The sequence below is a fragment of the Mycobacterium sp. B14F4 genome (genome assembly GCF_039871645.1).
Lineage (GTDB): Bacteria > Actinomycetota > Actinomycetes > Mycobacteriales > Mycobacteriaceae > Mycobacterium.
This window is the reverse complement of record NZ_JBDPMF010000011.1, coordinates 69,973-92,637: the sequence shown is the minus strand read 5'-3', so window position 1 is coordinate 92,637 and position 22,665 is coordinate 69,973. Positions and strand designations below refer to the sequence as shown.

The window sequence follows — 22,665 nt, the reverse complement described above, 5'->3', positions numbered from 1 at the left end:
CTCTCGAGGGCCTCCCGCGCGGTCGGTCGATCCGTTGCCGACGCGCCTCCTGTCGGGTGTGACGTAAGGAGGCGGTGCGAAGGTAGAAAGTCCTCAACCCGGATCAGAAGGATGACGGCGAGCGAAGCACGGCCGTAGCGTGTGGGCGGGAGCACACAATGACTGTCTTCATGCGAAATACCGACGCCTTCACCTGGGCGATGGAAAGCGATCCCCGGTTGAGGTCGACTGTGGTGACCGCGATACTGCTGGATTCCACGCCCGATTGGGACGAGGTCCGGCACCGGCTCGACCTGGTCAGCCGCCGACTGCCGATGTTCCGGCAGCGGGTGGTGCCGTCGCCGCCGCCGGCACCGCCGCGATGGGAGTTGGCGCCCGACTTCGACCTCGACTTTCACCTGCGCCGCGTGACCGCTCCGGCTCCCGGCGGGTTGGAGACCGTGCTGGAGATGGCCCGGCTGGCGCAGATGGCCGATTTCGACCGCGCCCGCCCGTTGTGGGAAGCGACGCTGATCGACGGCCTCGCCGACGGCAAGGCGGCCCTGCTCTGCAAGTTCCACCATGCGCTGACCGACGGCGTGGGCGGCGTCCAGATCGGCATGACGCTGTTCGACCTGGAGCGCAACCCGCGCCACCCGGCGCTGCCGAGCGAGCCCCAGGGTACGGAGCAGTCGTGGCTCAGCGGTTACGCCGACAGCTTGCGCTACGACGCCCAGCTGGCGGGCACGGCACTCACCACGGTGGCGAAATCAGCACCGGGCCTGCTGTACAACAGCATTCGCCATCCCGTCGCGGCGGCCAACGCGGCGACCGCCACGGCCGCCTCGGTCTATCGCACCGTCCGTCCCGTCAACCGCACCGGGTCACCGCTCATGGAGCGACGCAGCCTGGTCCGGCGCCTCGGTGTGCACGATGTCCCCATGCCGCAGCTGCGCGAGGCGGCCCACCGCTGCGACGGCGCGCTCAACGACGCGTTCGTGGCGGGAGTCACCGGGGGGCTGCGCCGCTATCACGAGAAGCACGGCGCCGATCTCGGGGACGTGCACCTGACGATGCCGATCAGCCTGCGCACCGAGGACGACGAGATGGGCGGCAACCGGATCACCCTGATGCGGTTCGACGTGCCTGCCGGCGTGGCCGACCCGGCGGAACGGATCCGCGAGATCCACCGGCGCGCAAGCGGAGTGCGTCACGAGCGGTCGCTGCCGTACACCCAGATGATCGCCGGGATGCTCAACTTGATGCCGCGCTGGTACATCGGGTCGATCCTGCGGCACGTCGACCTCGTCGCCAGCGACGTGCCGGGAATTCCGGTGCCGGTGTATCTCGGAGGCGCGCCGGTCAGTGGCCAGTACGCATTCGGCCCGACGATCGGCGCGGCGGTGAACGTGACGCTGCTGACCTATGTCGACATGTGCCACTTCGGCATCAATGTCGACACCGGGTCGATTCCCGATTTCGACAACTTCCGCGATTGTCTGGTGGAGGGTTTCGACGAGGTCCTGGCATTGGCCACCTGACCTTGTCGTCGCGTTGCTCGTTGCGCACCGTCGGCGCGCGCGAGCGTGCGTAAAGCGCTGAGTTTTCTCGACGTGTCGTGTGCAGACACGCACTCCCCACTCCGTGTGGGCCCACGCGGAAACGGAGAACTAAGTATCCGTGATCAGGTCGGCGGCCTTTTCGCCGATCAGCACGCTCGGCGCGTGGGTGTGGCCGCGGATGATCGTCGGCATCACCGAGGCGTCGGCGACCCGCAGCCGCTCGACACCGCGGACGCGCAGTTGCGGGTCGACCACGCTGGCGTCGTCGCTGCCCATCCGGCAGGTGCCGACGGGGTGGTAGAGGGTGTGCGACACGTGGGTCAGCGCCCGTTCGAGCGTCGCATCGTCGAGGGTGGTGGCGTCGCGGGGCCGAGCGATCCGGCCGATGACGTCGCGCAGCGCAGGCGCCCGGGAGATAGTCGCGCACATGCGCAGCCCCACCATCATCGCGGCGCGGTCCACACCGTCGGGGTCGGAGAGGTAGCGCGGGTCGATGATCGGCTTGTCTTTCGGGTCGGCCGAACGTAATTCGATGGTGCCGGTGCTGCGCGGCTTCAGCAGGATGGCGCCGAGCACCACGGCGTGCTGGGCGTACGGATCGCCGATGCCCTCCTCGAAGAACGGCGCGGGCGCGAAAATCAACTCCAGATCCGGCAGCTTCAGGTCGTCGCGGCTGCGCACGAATCCGTACGCCTCCCCCACGTTCGAGGTCAGCATGCCGCGGCGGCGCAGAAGGTAGTTCAGCAACTGCACCGGCTTCTCGGCGCCGAACAGCGAGTCACCCGGCACGTCGAAGCCGAGCACGGCGACGAGATGGTCCAGCAGGTTCGTCCCGACCCCCGGTGCATGCGCCAGCACCTCGATGCCGTGGTCGGCCAGCCGCTCCCGGTCGCCGATGCCCGACAACATCAGCAGCTGCGGGCTGTTGATCGCGCCACCGCACAGCACCACCTCGCGGCGGGCCCTGATGACCCGCCGGGAACCGCCCTGCTCGATCTCTACGCCGACGGCGCGACGGCCCTCGAAGACCACCCTCGTGGCCAGGGCGTCGGTCTCCAGGGTCAGGTTGCGACGCTTCAGCGCGGGCTTGAGATAGGCGTCGGCGGCGCTCCACCGGGCACCGCGGCGCTGAGTGACCAGAGTCTCGCAGAAGCCCTCCGGCGCAGCCTGATTCGGTTTCTCGACCCGGTATCCGCAGTCCTGTGCGGCGTTGAGCCAGGCCGCCGTGGAGCTGCGCGGGCTGCGCTGGCGGGTGATCGACAGCGGTCCGCTCTCGATCCGTTGCAGGTACGGCTCGAGGTGCGCGTAGTCCCACTGTTCGCCAGCGGCCTGGCCCCACTCGTCGTAGTCGGCGGCGAAGCCGCGGACCCACATCATCGCGTTCATCGACGACGAGCCGCCGACCATCTTGCCGCGCGGCCAGTAGATCTCGCGGCCGTCGAGTTGCTTCTGCGGCTCGGTCAGGTAGTCCCAGTCCACCTCGCTGCGGAACAGCTTCTGGAACCCGGCGGGGATGTGGATGAACTTGTTCTTGTCGCGGGGTCCCGCTTCGAGCGCCACCACCGCGACCGACGGGTCTGCGCTGAGCTTGCCCGCCACCACCGATCCGGCGGAACCTGTTCCCACGACGATGTAGTCGGCCTCCATCTGCCGCAGTGTAGGAGTTGATCTTCTGCTACAGGCTCAATTGTTGGACCAGTCGAACTCGTAATAGATCCAGTTGGTGTCGGTGAAGTCGAGCCTGATGCCTTCGGCCTCGACGGCGAACGTGCCGATGCCGCATTCGCCCCGCGTCCAGATGAAGCCTTCGGGAAGGACGATCTGCGCCTGGTGCGGTTCGCCGGTGACGGGGTTCTTGAACGTGTCGCCGGTGGCGCGGCCGACGCCGTCGGCCGTCATGGTGACCTGGACTCCGGCGCCTTCGAAACTGATGGGCGCCTTGACCAGTCCGGCCACCTCGTAGGTGGTGCCCAGGATGCCCCACGGGTCGCCGCCGAGCTGGCCGGTGTAGATCTGCGCCAGGGAGTCGATCTGTTCCTCGGTGGTCGCGGGTTCGACGATGAAGACGGCCTTGCCGCCGCCGTCGTGGATGGCCTTCGGCCAGTCGATCACCGCGATCGCCTTGACGCCCGAGAGGTCGACGTCACCGCAGGCGCCGTCGACGATGTGGTTGCCGACCATAGCCTTGCAGCTGCCGTCGGCCGACGTGGGAAACCCGTGGAAGTTGCACCCGCAGCCCGGCGCGCAGTTGCAGAACTCGTAGCCGCGGCCCTTCAGATGCCACCGGAGCCGTTGTTCCGTCGTGGTCATGACATGCCTTTCGATCAGACGAGATGGGTGATGAATTCCGGGTGCACCAACAACGCCACACCCAGGGCCAGCAGCGCGAGCCCGGTCACGCGGGCGAACTGCTCACCGAACGGGGCGGTCTTCTCCACCAGGATCAGCACCGCGAACACGAGCATCCACGCCAGATGCATGGCGCCGAAGGCGACGAGCAGCGCCATCAGCATCCAGCAGCAGCCGACACAGAGGACCCCGTGGCGACCGCCGGCGACGAACGCGCCGGCCGGCCGGTCCAGGTGCCTGCCGTGCCGCAGGAAGAACGACATCGGCGAACGGCAGTGCCGCAGACACACGGACTTGAGCGGCGTGAGTTGATAGAGCCCCGCGACCACCGCCACCGCCCCGGCCACCCGGCCCGCCCACGGGTCGCCGGTCATCAGCGGCTCCTCCAGCCGCCGCCAGGCGAGGTAGGCCGGGACACCGACGACGGTCCACAGCGCGAGATAGCCGCCGACGAAGAACACCGTCGGTGCGGCGTTCCCCCTCGCCGCGGCCCGGCCGTAGAGCCGAACCACCGGCACCACCGCCGGGAACATCATCGCCGCCATCATCGCCACCCACGCGATGAGGAAGGCGACGAACGACATGGTCGGTTGCGGCTCGACGGGCATCGAGGGCATCGGCATCGCGCCGGTCATCGCGTCGTCGGCGCCCATGTCGCCGGCGCTGACCGCCGACCACCACCAGCCCAGACCGGCCAGGAGCAGCAGCGCCACCGGCGGCCAGAGATCGTTTCTGGCCGTCCCGCGGGTTTCGCTAACGCTCACCTTGGTCTCCCCTAGACCCACTATGACAGGGCCGACGGGTGACCGGTGAGGATTTGCCGACGCTAGTGGGTGAGTTCGATGTGGTGGGCGCCGTCGACCGCGGCATAGCGATCCGGGCTGCAGGTCCACACGATCACCTGCCCGTCGCCGCCGACCGCGTTGAACACCGCACCCATCTTGACCAACCGGTTGGCGTCGGTGAAGCCCAGCGCGTCGTCGATGACGACCGGGACGCTGTCCTCCTTGGCCACCAGCGCCGCGCCGGCCAGCCGCGCGACGATACCCAGCTGCTCCTTGGCGCCGCCGGACAGCGACTCGTAGGGCACGGTGCGGCCCGCCATCGTGCGGCTGCAGATCCGCAGGGCGCTGTCGACCTCCACCTCGAAGCTCTCGCCGAACACCAACCGTCCCAACCGCTCCAGCTCACCACGGAACGGGTCGACGTAGCGCTGCCGGGTCGCGTCGCGGTGCCGCTCGATCACCGACCGCAGCAGTTCGGCCGCGCGGGCGCGGCGCGCCACCCGCAGGTGCTCAGCGACGGCGTGCTCGCGCTCGGTCTCCGCCTCGTCGAGTTGGCCCTTGCGGCCCTCGGTGCCGTACACCGTCAGCTGCGCAGTCAGCTCGCGCAGCGCACCAGCGACGTCGTCGTGGGTGGCGGCCAACGCCTCGGCGCACCGCTGCGCCTCACCGAGCGCGGCCGTCACCGCATCCGGGGCGGTCTGTGCCAGTTCCGCGTCGATCTCCGCGACCAGAGCCGCCGCCCGCCGCGCCTCCTCGGCGTGCGCCTCGGCCCTGGCGGTCAGCTCGTCGTCGCCGAGAGTCGCACGCTGCGCGTCCAGCCGCTCGCGGGCCGCGGCCAGCTCGGTCTGCGCGGTGACCAGCTTGTCCCGCAGCACGGTTACCCGGGTTTCGTTCTCTCCCAGCTTCTTCGCCGCCGCCTCGGCGACCTTGCGACGGGTCTCGCAGTCGGCATGGGCCGCCTTCTGGGCAGCCGACGCGGCGTCGAGTTCGGCGCGGGCCGCGACGACGTCGACGTCGAACAGATCCGCCTCGGCGGGCTGGCGCTCGCGCAGCCCCGCCAGGCGGGCGCTCAGTTGATCGGCCGACTCGTCGACGACCAGTGCCTCGTAGGTCGCGCACGCCCGGCCGCGAGCTGTCACCAACTGCTGACGCCGCTGGTCCAGGGCGCGCGCCGCTGCCACGTCGCCGACACCGGCGGTGGCCAGCGCCGACGCCAGAACCTGTTGCGCGGCATCCAGTTTGGCCTGGGTCTTCGACGCCGGCGAGCCGGGGAGCAGACGAGCCGCCAGTAGGTTCGGCACCTCGATGTCGGTACGCGCGCTCACGCTCGCCGACCATGTCTCGCCCTGCGCGAGCGGGACCGTCTCGTCACCGATGCGCACCTCGACGTCGGCCAGCGCCACCAGCTCGATCTGCGCCGACGCCAGCTCGACCTGCCCCGAGGCGATGTCGACCGCGGCCTTGGCGTCCTCGATGGCCCGCATGCCCTGATCCGACAGGGTGATCGCGGCGAGTTCGGCTTCGACGCCGTCGCGCTCCCGCGCTGCGGCGTCGATCTTCGCCAGCCGCGCGACGATCCGGTCCGCTTCGTCCCTGTCGAGAAGCTGCTGGACGGCGCGGCGTGCCGACTCGACCCGGATCTGGCTGTCGGACAAGGCCTCGCGGGCTTGCTCCGCGGCCGTCTCGGCGTCCTGCTGCACCTCGGCAGCCGTCGCGAGCTCCTCCGCGGCCACGGCCACCGACGCGTCCAACCCGCCGATCGCGGCGGCCCGCTGCTCGATCTCGGCGCGCAGCTTCCGGCGGTCCTCGACCGCGGAACGCGACGCGTCGTGGTTGGCCTGCGCCGCCTTGGCGACCAGGCTGGCCTCCGTGAGCTGGCGGGTCAGCGCGGCCACGGCGTCCGCCGCCTCCTGCGCGACGGCCAGGTTCTTCGTCGCATCGGCGCGCTGCAGCGCAAGGCGGGCGAGGTCGTCGGTGAGAACGGCGTGCTTGCGCACCGCGTCGTCGACCTCCGCCACGGCGGCCGCCGCGCGGGCGAGTCGCTCCTCGGCGGCCTGCAACCGCTTGGTGGCCGCGAGCCACTCCCCGGTCGGCCTACCGGTGCGGGTGAAGTAGAGCGCGTACTCGGCTTTGACGCGGTCGATCAGCAACGGTTCGGCCCCCGACAGCGCCACCGCCTCGCCCGCGGCGACGTCGAGCGCACGCGACAGCGCATCGCACCCCGACAGGTCCACCGCGGCCGTTGACGCGGACTGCAGCACGCGCTGCGCCTGCCACAGGCAGGTGTCGACGGTCTCGGCCAGCATGGCGTTGACCCGCTCGTGCGCCTCGTCGCCCGTGAGCTGCTCGCGGCGCGGCGCCAGCACCGTCAGTTCCGTCTCGCAGCGCTTGTGGAAGCGCTTGCGGTACACGAAACGGTAAGGCCCCGTTGTTATTTCGGCCGTCACCTCGGCGCCGACGTCGGCGTGTGTCGGCTTGACCTCCTTGACTTCCTTCTTCGACGACCGGTCCTTGGCCTCCAGCAGCAGGTCGAGTGCCTCGATCATCGACGACTTGCCGATCTCGTTGGCGCCGCTGACCACGACCACGCCGCGGTCGGGGAAGACGATCTCGCGGTGGCTGATGCCGCGGTAGTTGGTCAGGACCAGGCGGTGCAGTTTCACGCCACACCCCGATCCGCGAGCCGCAGCAGCAGCGCCAGCGCGGCGCGCGCGTCGTCGGCGTCGGCACCCTCGGAGCGGGCGGTCGCGACCAGCTCGTCGACCGCCGAGGCCGCGAAGCCGCCGATGCCGAGATCGTCGAACTCGCCGTCGGCGGGCAGCACCGCGATGTCGCTCTGCTTGTCCCACAGCGTCAATGCCGCGAACAGCCGGTCGTACTTGTCCAGGCAGGCGTCGAGCGCAGCCTTATCGGTGACCGTCAGCGATCCGGTCAGCGCGATGCGCACCACCGTGCGTTCCTTGTCCGGCAGCTGGTCGAGGTTGATGTCCAGATCCGCGATGTCGCGATTGCTGTCCACTGAGCGGCGCAGCGTGACGAACCGCCAGCGGCCCACCTTCCGCGATTCCACCCCCACCGGGTGCGACGGGTCCTCCTCGTCGATGTCGACGAGGAGCACATGCCCCGGGTCGGTCTCGATGTCGTCGTAGTTGGTGACCTCCGGTGAACCGGAGTACCAGATGCGCCCGGTCGTGCCGACCTGCATGCGGGAGTGCTTGTCGCCCAAGGCCACATAGTGCACGGCACCACGGTCGAGCGCGGCCTCCAGCGCGGCGAGGCGGATGAGCGAGGGCCGGTCCTTGTCCGGCACGTGGATGTCCACCCCGCCGTGGCCGACGACGACGCGGGCCGTGCCGTCGGCGGGCAGGTCGTCGAGCACGCCGGCAACCGGATCCGACGACGGCGCCTTGGACGTCCACGGCGCCGCCACCAGTTGCAGCCCGGGGCGCACCTCGTGCACCCCCGCGCGGCGCAGCACCGTCACGTTGTCGGGGCATTCGGCGGTGAACAGCGCACTGGAGTAGACCGAGGCGGCGTCCAGCGGGTCGTGGTTGCCCGGCAACAGGTACACCGGGACGCCGATCGCCCGCATGGCCTCCAGCGACTGGCTCACGTCCCGCGGCGCCAGCTGGTTGTGTTCGAAGACGTCGCCGGCGACGACCACGAACTCGGCGCCGACCTCGGCGACGAGCCGTCCGAGATCGGCGACGACATCCCGGCGCGCAGCCGAATAGCGGGGCTGCGCCTCGCCATTGAGGAAATAACGGGTCATGCCGAGTTGCCAGTCGGCGGTGTGCACGAATCGCATCTCGGCTCGTCCCTTCTCCTGGTTCCTTTGCCGGGCACCGCGAGTGTAGGACCCGCCGCCGACAACTCCGGGGAGGTGCACCGGCATGCCCTACCGTTGGTCGGATGGCCGACCGGTATCGCACGCTGCTGCTGCTTCGCCACGCCAAGTCGGACTACCCGCCGGGCGTGGCCGACCACGACCGCCCGCTGGCGCCGCGGGGTGTGCGCGAAGCCGGGCTGGCCGGTGACTGGCTGCGGGCCCACGCTCCCGCGGTGGACGCGGTGTTGTGCTCGACGGCCGCCAGGACGCGCGAGACGCTGGCGCGCACCCGCGTCGCGGCACCCGTCGAGTACGTCGACCGGCTCTACGATGCGACGCCCGGCACCGTGATCGACGTGATCAACGGCGTGCAGTCGCGGTTCGGCGCCGACGTGCAGACGCTACTGGTGATCGGCCACGAACCAGCGATGTCCGCCGTCACGCTCGGCCTGGCCACCGCGGAAGGCAGCAACTTCACTGCCGCCGAACGGATCTCGGTGAAGTTCCCGACCTCGGGCATCGCGGTGCTGCGCAGCGGAGAACCGTGGGACCGGCTGGCGCTCGACGGCGCCGCGCTGGTCACCTTCCATGTGCCGCGTTGAATTCTCTCCCCCTGCCCTTCGGGCGGGGGTACCCCCACGCGCGAGCGCTCGTCGGCGCTAGGCGCGGGTGGCGAGCGTCAACTCCATCAGCTTGAGCGCCATCGAGCAGGCATCGATGCCGGGTGCCTGCGGGTTGACCCACCAGCCGACCACGCCTCCGGCATCGCTGGCGACGCCGCATGCGCCGTTCGGGTCGTTGGGCCGCATCATGAAGGAGTCGATACCCGCGACGCGCTTGTCCTCGATCCGGTAGCCCAGCTTCTCGGCCGTCTGCCGTTCGTTGTCGAGGCTGCCCTGCTCGAACCAGAACCGGGTGATGTCCACGAGTCCCGACGGGTTGGCCGCCTGCCACCGGCACACGGCGCCCACGAAGGTGCTCTGGATGTCCAGCGGATCGGCGCCGACGGTCTCGGCGAGGATGTCCTCGGTCAGTACCTCGCACTCCTTGAGCAGGTTCGGATACTGGCGCTCGGAGTCGTCGTTGCGCGGTACGTCACCCGAGCCCGACCTGGCGGCCGTGCCCTCGACGGTTTGCGTGCAGCCCGTGAGCAGCGAAAACACAGTCAGCGCGACGATCAGCGGGGCTGCGGCGCGACGCAATGCGCTTCTCATTCGGAGTTCACAATCGATTGGCGGGTCAGTTCCTTGGCGACTTCACACGGCTCGGGGAACGGTTCCTGGGCGTAGCTGATCGACCACTCGATGAAGTCATCGCCGAACTGGATGCCGATCTCGCAGAGGTTGGTGCCGAGCGTGGGGTCGTCACCGGTGGCGATGAACCCGTCGTGGCCCTCGATGTTGATGTCCTCGACGCTGGTGCGCGACAGTTCCTCGGTCTTGCGCTCCCGCCCGATCGGGCTGCCGCGGAACCACGTGAACGAGAAGTGCGGCCCGAGGATGCTGCCGCCGGCCAGCCACTGGCACCCCACCGAAGTCTTGGCGGTGTTCACCAACCCCGGCACCCGGGTCTGCTTGGTGATCTCCTGGTCGCTGACGCCACCGCACTCGGGGAAGAAGGGGCCGTGCGCGACGTCCTGCTGGGGTGCGGGGGTGTCCTGCGGCACCTGCGGACCCGTCGGCTCGGAATCCGAGCATGCGGTGACCAGCGAGATGACGGCTGCGGCCAGGGCGGCCAGACAGCGAGTCGCACGCGTGCTGTGGGTCACGCCATGCACTGTAGCGGCAGGTCAGAGGGTCAACCACCGACATGCCGGTTGACCTGGGCACTTATCCAACTCTCAGGCGTTGCGCACGGACCGGGTTCGAAAGCGGTGTGCGACAGTAGCGGGATGTTATGGGCGCTGCTGCGACAGTATGCGCGGCCATACCGAGGGCTGCTGGCGATCGTCGCCACGCTCCAGCTGATCAGCACGCTCGCGTCGCTGTACCTGCCCACCGTCAACGCGGCGATCATCGACGACGGGGTCGCCACCGGAAACCTGCGGCGGATCGTCGAGCTCGGCGGCGTGATGCTGGCCGTCACCGCGCTGCAGGTGCTGTGCGCGATCGGTGCGGTGTACTTCGGCTCGCGGGCGGGCACGGGAGTCGGCCGCGACCTGCGCTCGGCGATCTTCCACCATGTGACCGGCTTCTCGGCCGAGGACACCGCGCGGTTCGGCGCCCCGTCGCTGCTGACCCGCAGCACCAACGACGTCGGCCAGATCCAACTGCTGGTGCAGCTGACCTGCACGATGCTGATCACCGCGCCGATCATGTCGGTCGGCGGCATCTTCATGGCGATGCATCTGGACGCCGGCCTGTCGTGGCTGCTGTTGGTCAGCGTGCCGATCCTGGCGATGGCGAACTACTGGATCGTGCGGCACCTGCTGCCGATCTTCCGGCGCATGCAGCAACTGATCGACGGCATCAACCGGGTGATGCGCGAACAACTCTCGGGGCTGCGGGTGATCCGCGCGTTCGCGCGGGAGCCGTTCGAACGCCACCGCTTCGCCGACGCCAACCGGGCGCTGGCGGACACCGCACTGGAGGCGGGCCGCTGGCAGGCGCTGATGCTGCCCACCACCACCCTGGTCATCAACATCTCCAGCGTGGCGCTGATCTGGTTCGGCGGGTTGCGGATCGACGCCGGGCAGATGCAGGTCGGCTCGCTGATCGCGTTCCTGTCCTACTTCATGCAGATCCTGATGGCCGTGCTGATGGCGACGTTCATCCTGGTCATCATCCCGCGCGCGACGGTCTGCGCCGACCGCATCGGCGAGGTGCTGTCCGCCACGCCGCAGATCACGAGCCCCGACCGGCCGGTGAAGCCGTCGTCGATCCGCGGGGAGGTCAGGTTGGACGGGGCCACCTTCTGCTACCCCGGCGCAGAACAACCCGTCCTGCAAGACGTTTCGCTCACCGCCCGGCCGGGCACCACGACCGCCGTCGTCGGTTCCACCGGTTCGGGCAAGTCGACGCTGGTGTCGCTGATCTGCCGGATGTACGACGTGACAGCGGGTTCGGTGCGCATCGACGACGTCGACGTCCGCGACTACGACCCCGAGGATCTGTGGTCGGCGATCGGTCTGGTCCCGCAACGCGGCTACCTGTTCTCGGGCACGGTCGCCGACAACCTGCAGATGGGCGCGGCGCCAGGACATGTGGCGACCGAGGACGAGATGTGGGAGGCGCTGCGCGTGGCCGCCGCCGACGACTTCGTGCGCGCGCACGCCGACGGGCTCGCGATGCGGGTCGCCCAGGGCGGCGCCAACTTCTCCGGTGGCCAGCGGCAGCGGTTGGCGATCGCGCGCGCGGTGATCCGCAGGCCGGCGGTGTACCTGTTCGACGACGCGTTCTCCGCACTCGATGTGCACACTGACGCGCGGGTGCGGACCGCGCTGCGCGAGGTGTCGGCGGCGTCGACGGTCATCGTTGTGGCGCAGCGCATCTCGACGGTGGCCCAGGCGGATCAGATCGTCGTCCTCGACGACGGCCGGATCGTCGGGTCGGGCACGCACGAGTCCCTGCTGACGGACTGTCCCGAATATGCGGAGTTCGCGGCGTCGCAATCGCTCGGAGCCGGCGTGGGGGGCGCGCCGTGAGCGGGCCGATGGCGCGGCCGATCCGTGGCATGGTGCAGGCGCCGACCGAGCGGTCGCGCGACTTCACCGGATCGATGATCCGGCTGGTGAAGCGGTTGACGCCGCACCGGGGGCTCACCGCGGCGGTCATCGTGATGGGAATCGGTGGCATCGCGATCGGCGTGATCGGGCCGCGGATCCTCGGCCATGCCACCGACCTGTTGTTCAACGGTGTGATCGGCCGGCAGTTGCCCGCCGGACTGACCAAAGAGCAGGCGATCCTGGCTGCCCGCGCGCGCGGCGACACGACCATCGCCGACCTGCTCTCGGGCATGGCCGTCGTGCCCGGCCGCGGCGTCGACTTCGCGGCCGTCGGCCGCACCCTGCTGCTCGCGCTGGGCCTGTACCTGGTCGCGGCGTTGATGGTGTGGCTGCAGGCCCGGCTGCTCAACGTCGCGGTGCAGCGCACGATGGTGACGCTGCGCTCGGACGTCGAGGACAAGGTGCACCGGATGCCGTTGTCCTACTTCGACTCCCGGCAGCGCGGCGAGGTACTCAGCCGGGTCACCAACGACGTCGACAACATCCAGACCTCGCTGTCGATGACCATCAGCCAGCTGATGACCTCGGTGCTCACCGTGCTTGCCGTGCTGGTGATGATGCTGACGATTTCCCCCCTGCTGACGCTGCTGACGGTGGTGACGGTGCCGCTGTCGCTGTGGGCGACGCGGGTGATCGCACGACGGTCGCAGCGGTTGTTCGTCGCGCAGTGGGCCAACACCGGCAGGCTCAACGCACACATCGAGGAGACCTACAGCGGGTTCACCATCGTCAAGACGTTCGGCCACCGCGCAGCCGCGCAGGAGGCCTTCCGCGAGTACAACGACGACGTCTACCACGCGAGTTTCGGTGCGCAGTTCTTCTCCGGACTCGTCTCCCCCGCCACCACGTTCATCGGCAACCTGAGCTACGTCGCCGTCGCGGTGGTGGGCGGCCTGCAGGTGGCCACCGGTCAGATCACGCTCGGCAGCATTCAGGCGTTCATCCAGTACGTCCGCCAGTTCAACCAGCCGCTGACCCAGGTGGCGGGCATGTACAACACGCTGCAGTCGGGCGTGGCCAGCGCCGAGCGGGTCTTCGATCTGCTCGACGCCGAGGAGGAGACGCCCGATCCGGCCGCGCAGCTGCCCGGCGCCGACAGCGCGCCCGGCCGCGTCGAGTTCGACGACGTGACGTTCAGCTACCACCCCGGCACGCCGGTGATCGAGAACGTGTCGCTGGTCGCCGAGCCGGGAAGCACGGTCGCGATCGTCGGGCCGACCGGGGCGGGCAAGACGACGCTGGTCAACCTGCTGATGCGGTTCTACGACGTCGACTCCGGCCGGATACTCGTTGACGGTGTGGACATCTCGACGGTGAGCAGGCACTCGTTGCGGTCCCGGATCGGCATGGTGCTGCAGGACACCTGGCTGTTCGGCGGCACCATCTACGACAACATCGCCTACGGCAGGCCCGACGCGACCGAGGACGAGGTCATCGCCGCCGCCAAAGCGGCCTATGTGGACCGGTTCGTGCACATGCTGCCCGACGGGTACCAGACCCGGGTCAGCGACGACGGCGGATCCATCAGCGCGGGCGAGAAGCAGCTCATCACGATCGCCCGCGCGGTGCTGGCCCGGCCGCGGCTGCTGATCCTCGACGAGGCCACCAGCTCGGTGGACACCCGAACCGAGCTGCTGATCGCGCAGGCGATGGGTGAATTGCGGCGCGACCGAACAAGTTTCATCATCGCCCACCGGCTCTCGACCATCCGCGACGCCGACGTCATCGTCGTGATGGAGGGCGGCCAGATCGTCGAGCGCGGCAGTCACGCCGAACTGCTGGCCAAGCGTGGCGCTTACTGGTCCATGACGCAGGCCTGACCGGTGCGCCGATTGTGCGGTTTCTTCCGCGACGCGCCGATGCGGGCGTATCGAACCGCACTGTCACGAACCGGTTTAGGCGATCCGCTTAACGGGGCCGCATGCGGGGCCGGTTCGGGCAGGATGACCGCATGAGCACGGCGTCCGGTACGGAGACTTCCAAGACGGTCTACACCTTCTGCAGGTACTGCCTGGCCTCCTGCGGCCTGGAGGTGACGGTCGACGGCAACCGGGTCACCAAGATCGCGCCCGACAAGCAGAACCCGCACACGTGGCAGGACTTCTGCGCGAAGGGCCGCACCGCGAACCAATTGGTCGAGCATCCACGCCGGATCCTCAACCCGATGCGCCGCGTCGGTGACACCTACGTCGAGGCGACGTGGGACGAGGCCATCAGCGACATCGCCGCCAGGATGACCGCCGCGATCGAGGCCGGCGGTCCCGATGCGGTCGGCGTCTACTACGGCAACCCGGCGGGGTTCTCGTCGTCGAACATCGTCTTCATGAACGGCTGGCTGGACGCGATCGGTACGCACAGCCGCTATTTCGTCGGCTCGGTCGACCAGAACGCGATGCACGTCGTCGCGCAGAAGATGTACGGCTCGATCCTGATGGCGCCGGTCTCCGACATCGACAATTGTGATTACTTCCTGCTGGTCGGCACGAATCCGGCTGTCAGCGCGTGGAATTGGCTGGAGACCGTGCCCGGTGGATGGCGGCGCGCACTGGAACGCCAGAAGCGGGGTGCGACGATCGTCGTCGTCGACCCGCTGCGCACCGAGTCCGCCGACAAGGCCGACATCCACCTGGCGGTGCGACCCGGTCAGGACTGGGCGCTGCTGCTGGCGATGGTCAAGGTGGTGCTCGACGAGGGCTTGGATCACCGTCAGGACTGCACCGAACTCGCCACGGGCGTGGCCGATCTGCGCGCTCTGGTCGCCGATGCCGATCTCGACGATCTGGCCGCGCGCTGTGACATTCCGCGGGCGCGGATTGAGCAGGTCGCCCGCGACTTCGCCGCGGCGCGCGGGGCGATGGTCGTCACCAGGACCGGGGTCTCGATGCACCTGGCGGGCACCGTCGCCGAATGGTTGGGCCACGTCCTCAACGTCATAACCGGCCGGATGGACCGCCCGGGCGGCCGCCGCTACGAGCCAGGGTACGTCGACGCGATCCGCATGTCGGCGATGGTGAAGGCCAAGCCGCATCACAGCCGGCTGAGCGGTCGCGAGATGGTCGCCGGTGCGCATGCGCTGTCCGAGCTGCCCGACGAGATCACCACGCCCGGCCGCGGCCAGATCAGGGCGATGCTGATCGACTGCGGCAACCCCGTGGTGTCGGGGCCGGACGGTGCGCGGCTGGATGATGCACTGGCGCAGTTGGATCTGTTGGTGGCGATCGACTTCGTGCAGCGCGAAAGCCATCGCCACGCGCACTGGCTGCTGCCCGCGACACACTGGCTGGAGCGCGACGACCTGCTGGCGTTCACCAGCAACATGCACGACGAGCCGTACCTGCAGTACGGCGTCAAAGCCGTCGAGCCGCCGCCGGGCGCGCGGCAGGAGTGGCGGATCTTCACCGATCTGGCGATCGCGATGCGCAGGCCGCTGTTTCGCGCCAAGGGACTCAACGGCTTCATCAGGGCCACCCGCGCGGTGGCGCGTGCGACCGGCAGACAGAAACTCGAGTTCGGCCCGCACTGGATCGACCGCCTGGTCGTCGCGACGGGCCGAAAGTTCAACGGGCACAGGATCAGGTGGCGCGACGTGCGGGCGCATCCGCACGGTTGGGTGCTGGGGCCTCGCGAGTTCGGTCACTTCCGCGACGCGCTGCGCACCGACGACAAGAAGGTGCACGCCGCCCCGCCGGAGTTCCTCGCCCGCGCACGCGAACTGCTCGCCGAAACCCGTCCGCAGGCCCCCGTCGGCTACCCGTTCCAGTTGGCCAACCGCAGGAACCGGCACTCGATGAACTCGTGGCTGAACGATCTGCCCGGACTGCATCCGTCGGGTAAGCGCAACGAGGTCGTCATCCACCCCGAGGACGCGGCCGCGCTTGGAGTCGGCCAGGGCGACCGGGTGAAGGTGTTCTCCCCCGTCGGTGAGATCGAGTTGCCCGCCGCGCTCAGCGACCGCCCGCGACGCGGAGTCGTGATCGTCGACCACGGCTGGGGCTCACGGGTTTTCGATCCACGCGGACGTACCGCGGCGGTGTCTTACGGGCAGAACCGCAACCTGCTCGTCGATGCCGGGCCGGTCGATCCGCTGTCGCAGACGTCGGCGCTGAGTTCGCAGTACGTCGGCGTGGAGCGGGTCTCGTCGGACGACGATCAAGCGGCGAGGCACGAGCCGCGTTGAGGAGTCCGACTCGAGAACTAGAGCTGCGGTCCCTCGGCGCGCAGGTCGTCGACGTTGCGCATCGCCTCGCGCAGCTTGCCCAGCCACTCGTCGGCGTGCTCGCCGACCAACCGGACCGACCACGCCAGTGCATCCGACCGGGACCGCGCCACACCGGCGTCGACCAGCGTGTCGAGCACCTGGCGCTCGGGCTGGCGCAGCCGCGTCATGACCGGAACGGCCAAGTGCGTGAACAGGATTCGTTCCGGCGATGCGGGGTCGCCTGTTTCCACGCCCCACGCCACCTTCCGGCCGTAGCGCGCCTCGGCCTCGTCGGCGATGCGCATACGTTCGCTGCGGGTCTCCTCACGGAACCGCGCCACCCTGCCGGATGCGCGCGCCTCGCTCTCCTCGCCTTCCGCCTCGGGGAGGCGACCGACGACGGTGATCTCTTCGCGGTCGACGACGACGGCGGGGTCACCGGCGAACCAGCCGTCGGGCAGTCGACCGGCGAACCAGTCGCCGGCGTCGCCGGCGTCGGGTTGCTGGGCCTGGTGCCAGCCTCCTGGTCGGCGCCGGCCGTGGATGTTGTGTCTCATGCTTACATGATTACACCGTTACACTGCAGATGGGACAGCATTCACCCCAGGGCGAACATGATTGGTGTTCGGTTAGCTGCGCCTGAGCAGCAGCACGGCGCCGCCGCCGACCACCACGCCGATCAACAGGAGGATCGCGAGGGCCGGGCTGACCAGCCACCACACCAATCCGACCGCGATGAGCGCCGGCGAGGCGACGAACAGCACCATGCCGGGATGCTGCTTGATGACCGCGAAAGCGCTCTGCGCGCGCACCCGGTCGATTTCCTTTGCCATCACCCAAGAATGCCAGTCGTCCGGCTACTTTGTAGGCCATGACAGCACCGAATGGAAGTTGGCGACCCGATCCGGAGGGCCGCTACGAGTACCGCTGGCATGACGGACAGCGCTGGACGGATCAGGTGTCACATCAGGGTCAGGTGGGCCGGGCGCCGCTGGGCGGGCCGCCGCCGGGCGCGCCGCAGGGACAGGCACGGCCTCAGGGCGGTCCGCAGCAGGCACAGCCGCAGGCGACCGCGATGGGCCAGCCCCCTGGCGACGGATTCGCCGGTATCTCGGGCGATCTCGTCGACGGCCGGTTCAGCGAGAAGGAAGCGAAACCCATCGCGAACCAGAACTCGAAGCTGCTGCGCGTGCGTCTCGGCGAACCGTTCATGGCGCGGCAGGGTTCGATGGTTGCCTACCAGGGCAACGTGGACTTCGCGTTCGAGGGCGGCGGCGCCTCGAAGTTCATCAAGAAGGCGCTGACCGGAGAAGGCCTGCCGCTGATGCGGTGCCAGGGCCAGGGCGATGTCTTCCTCGCCGACCGGGCCTACGACGTGCACCTGCTCAACCTCAGCAACAGCGGGTTGTCGATCAGCGGCAAGAACGTGCTGGCCTTCTCGTCGAGCCTGGACTGGAACATCGAGCGGGTGAAGGGCGGCAGCATCGCGACGGGTGGGCTGTTCAACACCACGCTGCGCGGCACCGGATGGGTGGCGCTGACGACGGACGGCCCGCCGGTGGTGCTCAACGCCGCGGAGGCGCCGACGTTCGCCGACACCAACGCGGTGGTGGCATGGTCGGCGAACCTGCAGACGCAGCTCAAGACCAGCTTCAAGGCGGGAGCGTTGATCGGCCGCGGTTCGGGCGAGGCGGTGCAGGTGTCATTCTACGGCCAGGGCTTCGTGATCGTGCAGCCGTCCGAGGGCGTCCCGCAGGTGGCGACGCAGTAGCTCAGAGTTCGAGCAGCACGGTCACGGGGCCGTCGTTGACGAGTTCGACCTGCATGTCGGCGCCGAACACACCGGTTTCGACGTGGGCGCCGAGTCCGCGCAGCGCGTCGGCCAATGACGTCACGAGCGGTTCGGCGACGGCGCGCGGCGCGGCGGCGTTCCAGGCCGGGCGCCGCCCCTTCGCAGTGTTGGCATAGAGGGTGAACTGGCTGATGACGAGTACCGGCGCGCCGATTTCGGAGGCGGACTTCTCGTCGTCGAGTATGCGCAGCTGCCACAGCTTTTCGGCCATGCGTTGCGCTGTGGCGGCATCGTCGTCGTGCGTCACGCCGACAAGTGCGAGCAGGCCCTGACTGTCCGGCCGGATCGCGCCGACGACCTCGCCGCCGACGGTAACGGCGGCCGACCTGACCCGCTGGACGAGAACCCGCATGGACGCCGATGCTGCCACGCTCGCTCGGACGTAGGCCTGGTGGCCCATACCCCTTGGGGGTACAGTCCGGCCGCATGAACCTCAACAGCATCGAGCGCGCGGTGATGAACAATCCCGTGCGGGCGGCGCACCAGCACAGCCGCGAGGCGGCATGGTTCCGCCGCCTGGCCGGTGGAGATCTGTCGGATCAGCATGTGCTCGAGGTCGGATGCGGCCGCGGCGTCGGCGCCAAGGTGATTCTCGACCGACTGGGCGCACGGCAGGTGACGGCGTTCGACCTCGATGACTCGATGGTGGAGTTGGCGCGCCGGCGACTGCACGGCCGGCCGGTGGCGCTGTCGGTCGGCGATGTCTGCGCGATCGAGCAGCCGTCGGGATCGATGGACACCGTCGTCGACTTCGGCATCATCCATCACGTCCCGAACTGGCAGGACGCGCTGGCCGAGGTGGCCCGAGTGTTGCGACCCGGCGGCCTGCTGCTCTTCGAGGAGGTGCCACGGCGCATGCTCGAGTCGTGGGCCTTCCGCACATTCACCGTGCACCCACGGGAGAACCGGTTCGACGCGCGAGAGTTCGCCGCAGAACTGCAACGGCACGGACTGCACGGCACCGGCACGATGGAGAGCAGGCTCGGCGGCATGCTCTTCGTGGGAGCCGCGCGGAAGGCCTGATTGCATACCCTAAGGGGGTATAGGTACAGTGGGGTTCATGAGCTCAACGAATGTGACCGTCACCGGAATGACCTGCGGACATTGCGCCGCCTCCGTGCGCGAGGAGATCGGCGAGATCGCCGGCGTGCGCGCGGTGGACGTGGACGTCGAAAGCGGCGTGGTAACCATCGACAGCGATATCCCGGTCGACACGGCCGCCATCAGGAATGCGGTGGAAGAAGCCGGCTACCGGTTGGCCGGTTGATGAAGACCGTCACCCGCATCGCTGCGTTCATCGTCGCGCTCGCGACGGTGTTCGCGGCTTCGCTGTGGATCGGCAAGGCGGTCGGCCCGGATGGCACGGCCGCACCGGACCACCCTGCGCCCGCCGCGGCCGCGGAACAGCCGGGAGGGTTGCGGTCCACCCAGGACGGCTACACCCTCCACTTGAGCGAGTCCATCTACCCCGCAGCCGCCGAAACGCCGCTGCGATTTCACATCCTCGATGACAGTGGCGCGCCCGTGACGCGGTATGACGAGGCGCACGAGAAGCTGCTGCACCTGATCGTGGTTCGCAACGACCTGACTGCATACCAGCATGTGCACCCGGTGCTCGATTCATCGGGAACCTGGCGGGTACCGGTGAATTTGAGCCGCGCCGGCGACTACCGCGTCTTCGCCGACTTCGTTCCCACCGACGGACCGGCTTTGACCCTTGGCGCCAACATCCATGTCGCCGGCCAGTACGAACCGCAGCCGCTGCCCGCCGCCAACGCGGTGTCCGAGGTCGACGACTACGCCGTGACGCTGAGCGGCACACCGAAGGCCGGTCAGGAGTCGACGCTGACGCTATCGGTCACCCGCGACGGCGTGGCGGTCGACGACCTGCAGCCGTACCTGGGCGCGTACGGCCATCTCGTCGCACTGCGCGCCGCCGATCTGGCCTACCTGCACGTGCACCCGATGGGCGCACCGGGCGACGGCGTCACCGGCGCCGGTCCGGAGATCGAGTTCCACACCACGTTCCCCAGCACCGGCGACTACCGGCTGTTCCTCGACTTCCAGCACGACGGCGTGGTGCGTACCGCGGCCTTCACCGTGTCGGTCGCGGGGTCGGGGCAGGAACCCTCCGACAGCAGCGAGGGCGACCATGGTCACTGAGATGGTTACCGACACCTCCACCGTTGAGCTGTCGATCGAGGGCATGACCTGTGCGTCGTGCGCGAATCGAATCGAACGCAAGCTCAACAAGATCGACGGTGTCACCGCGACGGTGAACTTCGCCACCGAGAAGGCGCGCGTCGAGTACCCCGACGACGTCACGCCGCAGGTGCTCGTGGCGACGGTCGAGGAGGCGGGATACCAGGCGCACCTCCCGGTCGCCGACGAGGTCACCGAGGCGGCGGCGGAAGATGATCCGAGCGCAGCGCTGCTGCAGCGACTGCTGATATCGGCCGCGCTGACGATCCCGGTGATCGCGATGGCGATGGTTCCGGCGCTGCAATTCACCAACTGGCAGTGGTTGTCGTTCACGCTGGCGGCGCCGGTCGTGGTGTGGGGCGCGTGGCCGTTCCACCGGGCGGCGTGGACCAACCTGCGGCATGGCACCACCACCATGGACACGCTGATCTCGATGGGCACGCTGGCGGCGCTGGGTTGGTCGGTCTACGCGCTGTTCTGGGGGACGGCCGGCCTACCGGGTATGACGCATCCGTTCGAGCTGACACTGTCGCGCGTCGACGGATCCGGCAATGTGTACTTCGAGGTGGCCGCAGGCGTGACGACGTTCATTCTGGCCGGACGCTATTTCGAGGCGCGTTCCAAGCGCCGCGCCGGCGCCGCGTTGCGGGCGCTGCTCGAGCTCGGGGCCAAAGAAGTCGTTGTCCGCAAAGACGGTGTGGAACATCGTGTTCCGATCGAGCAGTTGCGGGTCGGCGACGAGTTCGTGGTGCGGCCGGGTGAGAAGGTCGCCACCGACGGTGCGGTTGTCGAGGGCAGTTCGGCGCTCGACGCGTCGATGCTGACCGGCGAGTCGGTCCCGGTCGATGTCACCCCGGGTGACCACGTGGTGGGCGCGACGGTCAACGTTGACGGGCGCCTCGTGGTGCGAGCCGAGCGGATCGGCTCCGACACGCAGCTGGCGCAGATGGCGCGCCTCGTCGAGAACGCGCAGAGCGGCAAGGCACAGGCGCAGCGGTTGGCCGACAGGATCTCCGGGGTGTTCGTGCCGATCGTGATCGCGTTGGCGGTGGCGACACTCGGATTCTGGCTCGGCACAGGTACTTCGGTGGCGGCGGCGTTCACCGCGGCAGTGGCGGTGCTGATCATCGCGTGCCCGTGTGCGCTGGGCCTGGCGACACCGACCGCGCTGATGGTCGGTACCGGCCGCGGGGCGCAGCTGGGGATCCTCATCAAGGGCCCGGAGGTGTTGGAGTCGACGCGGCGGATCGACACCGTCGTGCTGGACAAGACGGGCACGATCACCACTGGCACGATGACCCTGATCGATGTGATCACCGCGGACGACTCGCGGCCCGACGACGTTCTGCGGCTGGCCGGCGCGGTGGAGCACGGCTCGGAGCATCCGATCGCCAAAGCGATTGCTACCGGGGCGCGGGACAAGGTCGGCGAGCTGCCGCCGGTGGAGAACTTCACCAACATGCGGGGCCTCGGGGTGCGGGGCATGGTCGACGGGCGAGAGGTCGTGGCGGGACGAGCGCGGCTGTTCTCGTCGTACGAGTTCCCAGCGACACTGAAAACGGCGATGCACCAGGCGGAATCGGAGGGCCGGACGGCGATCGCCGCCGGCTGGGATGGCAGCGTGCAGGGCGTACTGGTGGTGGAGGACGCCGTCAAGCCGACGTCGGCGGAGGCCATCGCGCGGCTACGCGAGCTTGGACTGACACCCATGATGGTGACCGGCGACAACGAGGCCACGGCGCGTACGGTCGCGCGACAGGTGGGCATCGACGAGGTGATCGCCGAGGTGCTGCCGGAGGACAAGGTCGACACCGTCAAGCGGCTTCAGTCGCAGGGCAAGGTGGTGGCGATGGTGGGCGACGGCGTCAACGACGCCGCGGCGCTGGCCCAGGCCGACCTGGGGCTGGCGATGGGCAGCGGCACCGATGTCGCCATCGAGGCCAGTGACGTGACGTTGGTGCGCGACGATCTGCGGGCCGTGCCTGATGCGATTCGGTTGTCGCGCAAGACATTGTCGACGATCAAAGGCAACCTGTTCTGGGCGTTCGCCTACAACGTCGCGGCGCTGCCGCTGGCCGCGGCGGGACTGTTGAACCCGATGATCGCGGGTGCGGCGATGGCCTTCAGTTCCGTGTTCGTGGTGAGCAACAGCCTTCGGCTGCGTCGCTTCTCCGGAACGGTCTGA

20 protein-coding genes are annotated in these 22,665 nt (G+C 68.9%); 10 read left to right on the top strand and 10 right to left on the bottom strand.

What is annotated here, in order from left to right; genetic code table 11:
• The first annotated feature begins 158 nt into the window (after positions 1–158).
• On the top strand, positions 159–1,520 hold the full coding sequence (locus tag ABGB19_RS23920; RefSeq protein WP_347688479.1) for a wax ester/triacylglycerol synthase domain-containing protein: 1,362 nt from the start codon (positions 159–161) through the stop codon (positions 1,518–1,520).
• A 129-nt stretch (positions 1,521–1,649) separates the two neighbouring features.
• On the opposite strand, the gene ABGB19_RS23915 is transcribed toward ABGB19_RS23920, so the two are convergent.
• The 5 genes from ABGB19_RS23915 to ABGB19_RS23895 form a co-directional block, all read right to left on the bottom strand.
• Positions 1,650–3,188, bottom strand: coding sequence for a GMC family oxidoreductase N-terminal domain-containing protein (locus ABGB19_RS23915; RefSeq protein ID WP_347688478.1), 1,539 nt, complete (start codon positions 3,186–3,188; stop codon positions 1,650–1,652).
• A 36-nt stretch (positions 3,189–3,224) separates the two neighbouring features.
• Positions 3,225–3,851: a DUF1326 domain-containing protein gene (locus tag ABGB19_RS23910; protein WP_347688477.1), complete on the bottom strand. Its 627-nt coding sequence runs from the start codon at positions 3,849–3,851 to the stop codon at positions 3,225–3,227.
• Positions 3,852–3,865: 14 nt separating this feature from the next.
• Positions 3,866–4,654, bottom strand: coding sequence for a DUF2182 domain-containing protein (locus ABGB19_RS23905; protein ID WP_347688476.1), 789 nt, complete (start codon positions 4,652–4,654; stop codon positions 3,866–3,868).
• Positions 4,655–4,716: 62 nt separating this feature from the next.
• Positions 4,717–7,338 carry an AAA family ATPase gene (locus ABGB19_RS23900; RefSeq protein WP_347688475.1) on the bottom strand — a complete coding sequence of 874 codons (2,622 nt, stop codon included), beginning with the start codon at positions 7,336–7,338 and terminating at the stop codon, positions 4,717–4,719.
• A complete protein-coding gene (locus ABGB19_RS23895; protein ID WP_347688474.1) occupies positions 7,335–8,483 on the bottom strand; it encodes an exonuclease SbcCD subunit D in 1,149 nt (382 codons plus the stop codon). The genes ABGB19_RS23900 and ABGB19_RS23895 overlap by 4 nt, the downstream gene beginning before the upstream one ends.
• Positions 8,484–8,587: 104 nt before the next feature.
• Between ABGB19_RS23895 and ABGB19_RS23890 the strand changes: the two genes are divergently transcribed.
• Entirely contained in the window at positions 8,588–9,106 is a 519-nt protein-coding gene (locus ABGB19_RS23890) for a histidine phosphatase family protein (RefSeq protein WP_347688473.1), read from the top strand.
• 57 nt (positions 9,107–9,163) lie between these two features.
• Here ABGB19_RS23890 and ABGB19_RS23885 read toward each other — a convergent pair whose 3' ends face one another.
• Positions 9,164–9,718 (bottom strand): DUF3558 domain-containing protein, encoded by a 555-nt coding sequence (locus ABGB19_RS23885; RefSeq protein ID WP_347688472.1) that lies wholly within the window; start codon positions 9,716–9,718, stop codon positions 9,164–9,166.
• On the bottom strand, positions 9,715–10,272 hold the full coding sequence (locus ABGB19_RS23880) for a DUF3558 domain-containing protein (protein ID WP_347688471.1): 558 nt from the start codon (positions 10,270–10,272) through the stop codon (positions 9,715–9,717). The genes ABGB19_RS23885 and ABGB19_RS23880 overlap by 4 nt, the downstream gene beginning before the upstream one ends.
• A 123-nt stretch (positions 10,273–10,395) precedes the next feature.
• Between ABGB19_RS23880 and ABGB19_RS23875 the strand changes: the two genes are divergently transcribed.
• The 3 genes from ABGB19_RS23875 to ABGB19_RS23865 all read left to right on the top strand — a co-directional run bounded on the left by ABGB19_RS23875 (position 10,396) and on the right by ABGB19_RS23865 (position 16,405).
• Positions 10,396–12,147: an ABC transporter ATP-binding protein gene (locus tag ABGB19_RS23875; RefSeq protein ID WP_347688470.1), complete on the top strand. Its 1,752-nt coding sequence runs from the start codon at positions 10,396–10,398 to the stop codon at positions 12,145–12,147.
• A gap of 8 nt (positions 12,148–12,155) precedes the next feature.
• On the top strand, positions 12,156–14,048 hold the full coding sequence (locus ABGB19_RS23870) for an ABC transporter ATP-binding protein (RefSeq protein ID WP_347688546.1): 1,893 nt from the start codon (positions 12,156–12,158) through the stop codon (positions 14,046–14,048).
• 131 nt (positions 14,049–14,179) lie between these two features.
• A complete protein-coding gene (locus ABGB19_RS23865; RefSeq protein WP_347688469.1) occupies positions 14,180–16,405 on the top strand; it encodes a molybdopterin-dependent oxidoreductase in 2,226 nt (741 codons plus the stop codon).
• Positions 16,406–16,422: 17 nt separating this feature from the next.
• On the opposite strand, the gene ABGB19_RS23860 is transcribed toward ABGB19_RS23865, so the two are convergent.
• Together ABGB19_RS23860 and ABGB19_RS23855 are read right to left on the bottom strand one after the other, a co-directional pair.
• Positions 16,423–16,983: a hypothetical protein gene (locus tag ABGB19_RS23860; RefSeq protein ID WP_347688468.1), complete on the bottom strand. Its 561-nt coding sequence runs from the start codon at positions 16,981–16,983 to the stop codon at positions 16,423–16,425.
• A 72-nt stretch (positions 16,984–17,055) separates the two neighbouring features.
• On the bottom strand, positions 17,056–17,259 hold the full coding sequence (locus tag ABGB19_RS23855; RefSeq protein ID WP_347688467.1) for a hypothetical protein: 204 nt from the start codon (positions 17,257–17,259) through the stop codon (positions 17,056–17,058).
• A 38-nt stretch (positions 17,260–17,297) separates the two neighbouring features.
• Between ABGB19_RS23855 and ABGB19_RS23850 the strand changes: the two genes are divergently transcribed.
• Positions 17,298–18,197, top strand: coding sequence for an AIM24 family protein (locus ABGB19_RS23850; RefSeq protein ID WP_347688466.1), 900 nt, complete (start codon positions 17,298–17,300; stop codon positions 18,195–18,197).
• A gap of 1 nt (position 18,198) precedes the next feature.
• Here the strand turns inward: ABGB19_RS23850 and dtd are convergent, their stop codons facing one another.
• Positions 18,199–18,630, bottom strand: a complete 432-nt coding sequence (gene dtd / locus ABGB19_RS23845; protein ID WP_347688465.1) for a D-aminoacyl-tRNA deacylase — start codon at positions 18,628–18,630, stop codon at positions 18,199–18,201.
• Positions 18,631–18,704: 74 nt separating this feature from the next.
• On the opposite strand from dtd, the gene ABGB19_RS23840 reads away from it, so the two are divergent.
• Genes ABGB19_RS23840 through ABGB19_RS23825 form a run of 4 tightly spaced genes read left to right on the top strand, consistent with a single transcriptional unit; the run spans position 18,705 to position 22,665 of the window.
• The gene (locus ABGB19_RS23840) at positions 18,705–19,301 is read left to right on the top strand and encodes a class I SAM-dependent methyltransferase (protein WP_347688464.1); all 597 of its coding nucleotides are present in this window, start codon (positions 18,705–18,707) and stop codon (positions 19,299–19,301) included.
• 37 nt (positions 19,302–19,338) lie between these two features.
• The gene (locus ABGB19_RS23835; RefSeq protein ID WP_347688463.1) at positions 19,339–19,545 is read left to right on the top strand and encodes a heavy-metal-associated domain-containing protein; all 207 of its coding nucleotides are present in this window, start codon (positions 19,339–19,341) and stop codon (positions 19,543–19,545) included.
• Positions 19,545–20,441, top strand: coding sequence for a hypothetical protein (locus ABGB19_RS23830; RefSeq protein WP_347688462.1), 897 nt, complete (start codon positions 19,545–19,547; stop codon positions 20,439–20,441). The genes ABGB19_RS23835 and ABGB19_RS23830 overlap by 1 nt, the downstream gene beginning before the upstream one ends.
• Before the next feature lies 1 nt (position 20,442).
• The gene (locus ABGB19_RS23825) at positions 20,443–22,665 is read left to right on the top strand and encodes a heavy metal translocating P-type ATPase (RefSeq protein ID WP_347688461.1); all 2,223 of its coding nucleotides are present in this window, start codon (positions 20,443–20,445) and stop codon (positions 22,663–22,665) included.

Excerpts from the sequence above, each read along its gene's own strand:
- ABGB19_RS23895 (WP_347688474.1), bottom strand. The coding sequence starts at position 8,483 with ATGCGATTCGTGCACACCGCCGACTGGCAACTCGGCATGACCCGTTAT.
- ABGB19_RS23920 (WP_347688479.1), top strand. The coding sequence starts at position 159 with ATGACTGTCTTCATGCGAAATACCGACGCCTTCACCTGGGCGATGGAA.
- ABGB19_RS23860 (WP_347688468.1), bottom strand. The coding sequence starts at position 16,983 with ATGAGACACAACATCCACGGCCGGCGCCGACCAGGAGGCTGGCACCAG.
- ABGB19_RS23865 (WP_347688469.1), top strand. The coding sequence starts at position 14,180 with ATGAGCACGGCGTCCGGTACGGAGACTTCCAAGACGGTCTACACCTTC.
- ABGB19_RS23855 (WP_347688467.1), bottom strand. The coding sequence starts at position 17,259 with ATGGCAAAGGAAATCGACCGGGTGCGCGCGCAGAGCGCTTTCGCGGTC.
- ABGB19_RS23835 (WP_347688463.1), top strand. The coding sequence starts at position 19,339 with ATGAGCTCAACGAATGTGACCGTCACCGGAATGACCTGCGGACATTGC.
- ABGB19_RS23910 (WP_347688477.1), bottom strand. The coding sequence starts at position 3,851 with ATGACCACGACGGAACAACGGCTCCGGTGGCATCTGAAGGGCCGCGGC.
- ABGB19_RS23915 (WP_347688478.1), bottom strand. The coding sequence starts at position 3,188 with ATGGAGGCCGACTACATCGTCGTGGGAACAGGTTCCGCCGGATCGGTG.
- dtd (WP_347688465.1), bottom strand. The coding sequence starts at position 18,630 with ATGCGGGTTCTCGTCCAGCGGGTCAGGTCGGCCGCCGTTACCGTCGGC.
- ABGB19_RS23885 (WP_347688472.1), bottom strand. The coding sequence starts at position 9,718 with ATGAGAAGCGCATTGCGTCGCGCCGCAGCCCCGCTGATCGTCGCGCTG.
- ABGB19_RS23850 (WP_347688466.1), top strand. The coding sequence starts at position 17,298 with ATGACAGCACCGAATGGAAGTTGGCGACCCGATCCGGAGGGCCGCTAC.
- ABGB19_RS23890 (WP_347688473.1), top strand. The coding sequence starts at position 8,588 with ATGGCCGACCGGTATCGCACGCTGCTGCTGCTTCGCCACGCCAAGTCG.
- ABGB19_RS23840 (WP_347688464.1), top strand. The coding sequence starts at position 18,705 with ATGAACCTCAACAGCATCGAGCGCGCGGTGATGAACAATCCCGTGCGG.
- ABGB19_RS23875 (WP_347688470.1), top strand. The coding sequence starts at position 10,396 with ATGTTATGGGCGCTGCTGCGACAGTATGCGCGGCCATACCGAGGGCTG.
- ABGB19_RS23870 (WP_347688546.1), top strand. The coding sequence starts at position 12,156 with ATGGCGCGGCCGATCCGTGGCATGGTGCAGGCGCCGACCGAGCGGTCG.
- ABGB19_RS23825 (WP_347688461.1), top strand. The coding sequence starts at position 20,443 with ATGGTTACCGACACCTCCACCGTTGAGCTGTCGATCGAGGGCATGACC.
- ABGB19_RS23830 (WP_347688462.1), top strand. The coding sequence starts at position 19,545 with ATGAAGACCGTCACCCGCATCGCTGCGTTCATCGTCGCGCTCGCGACG.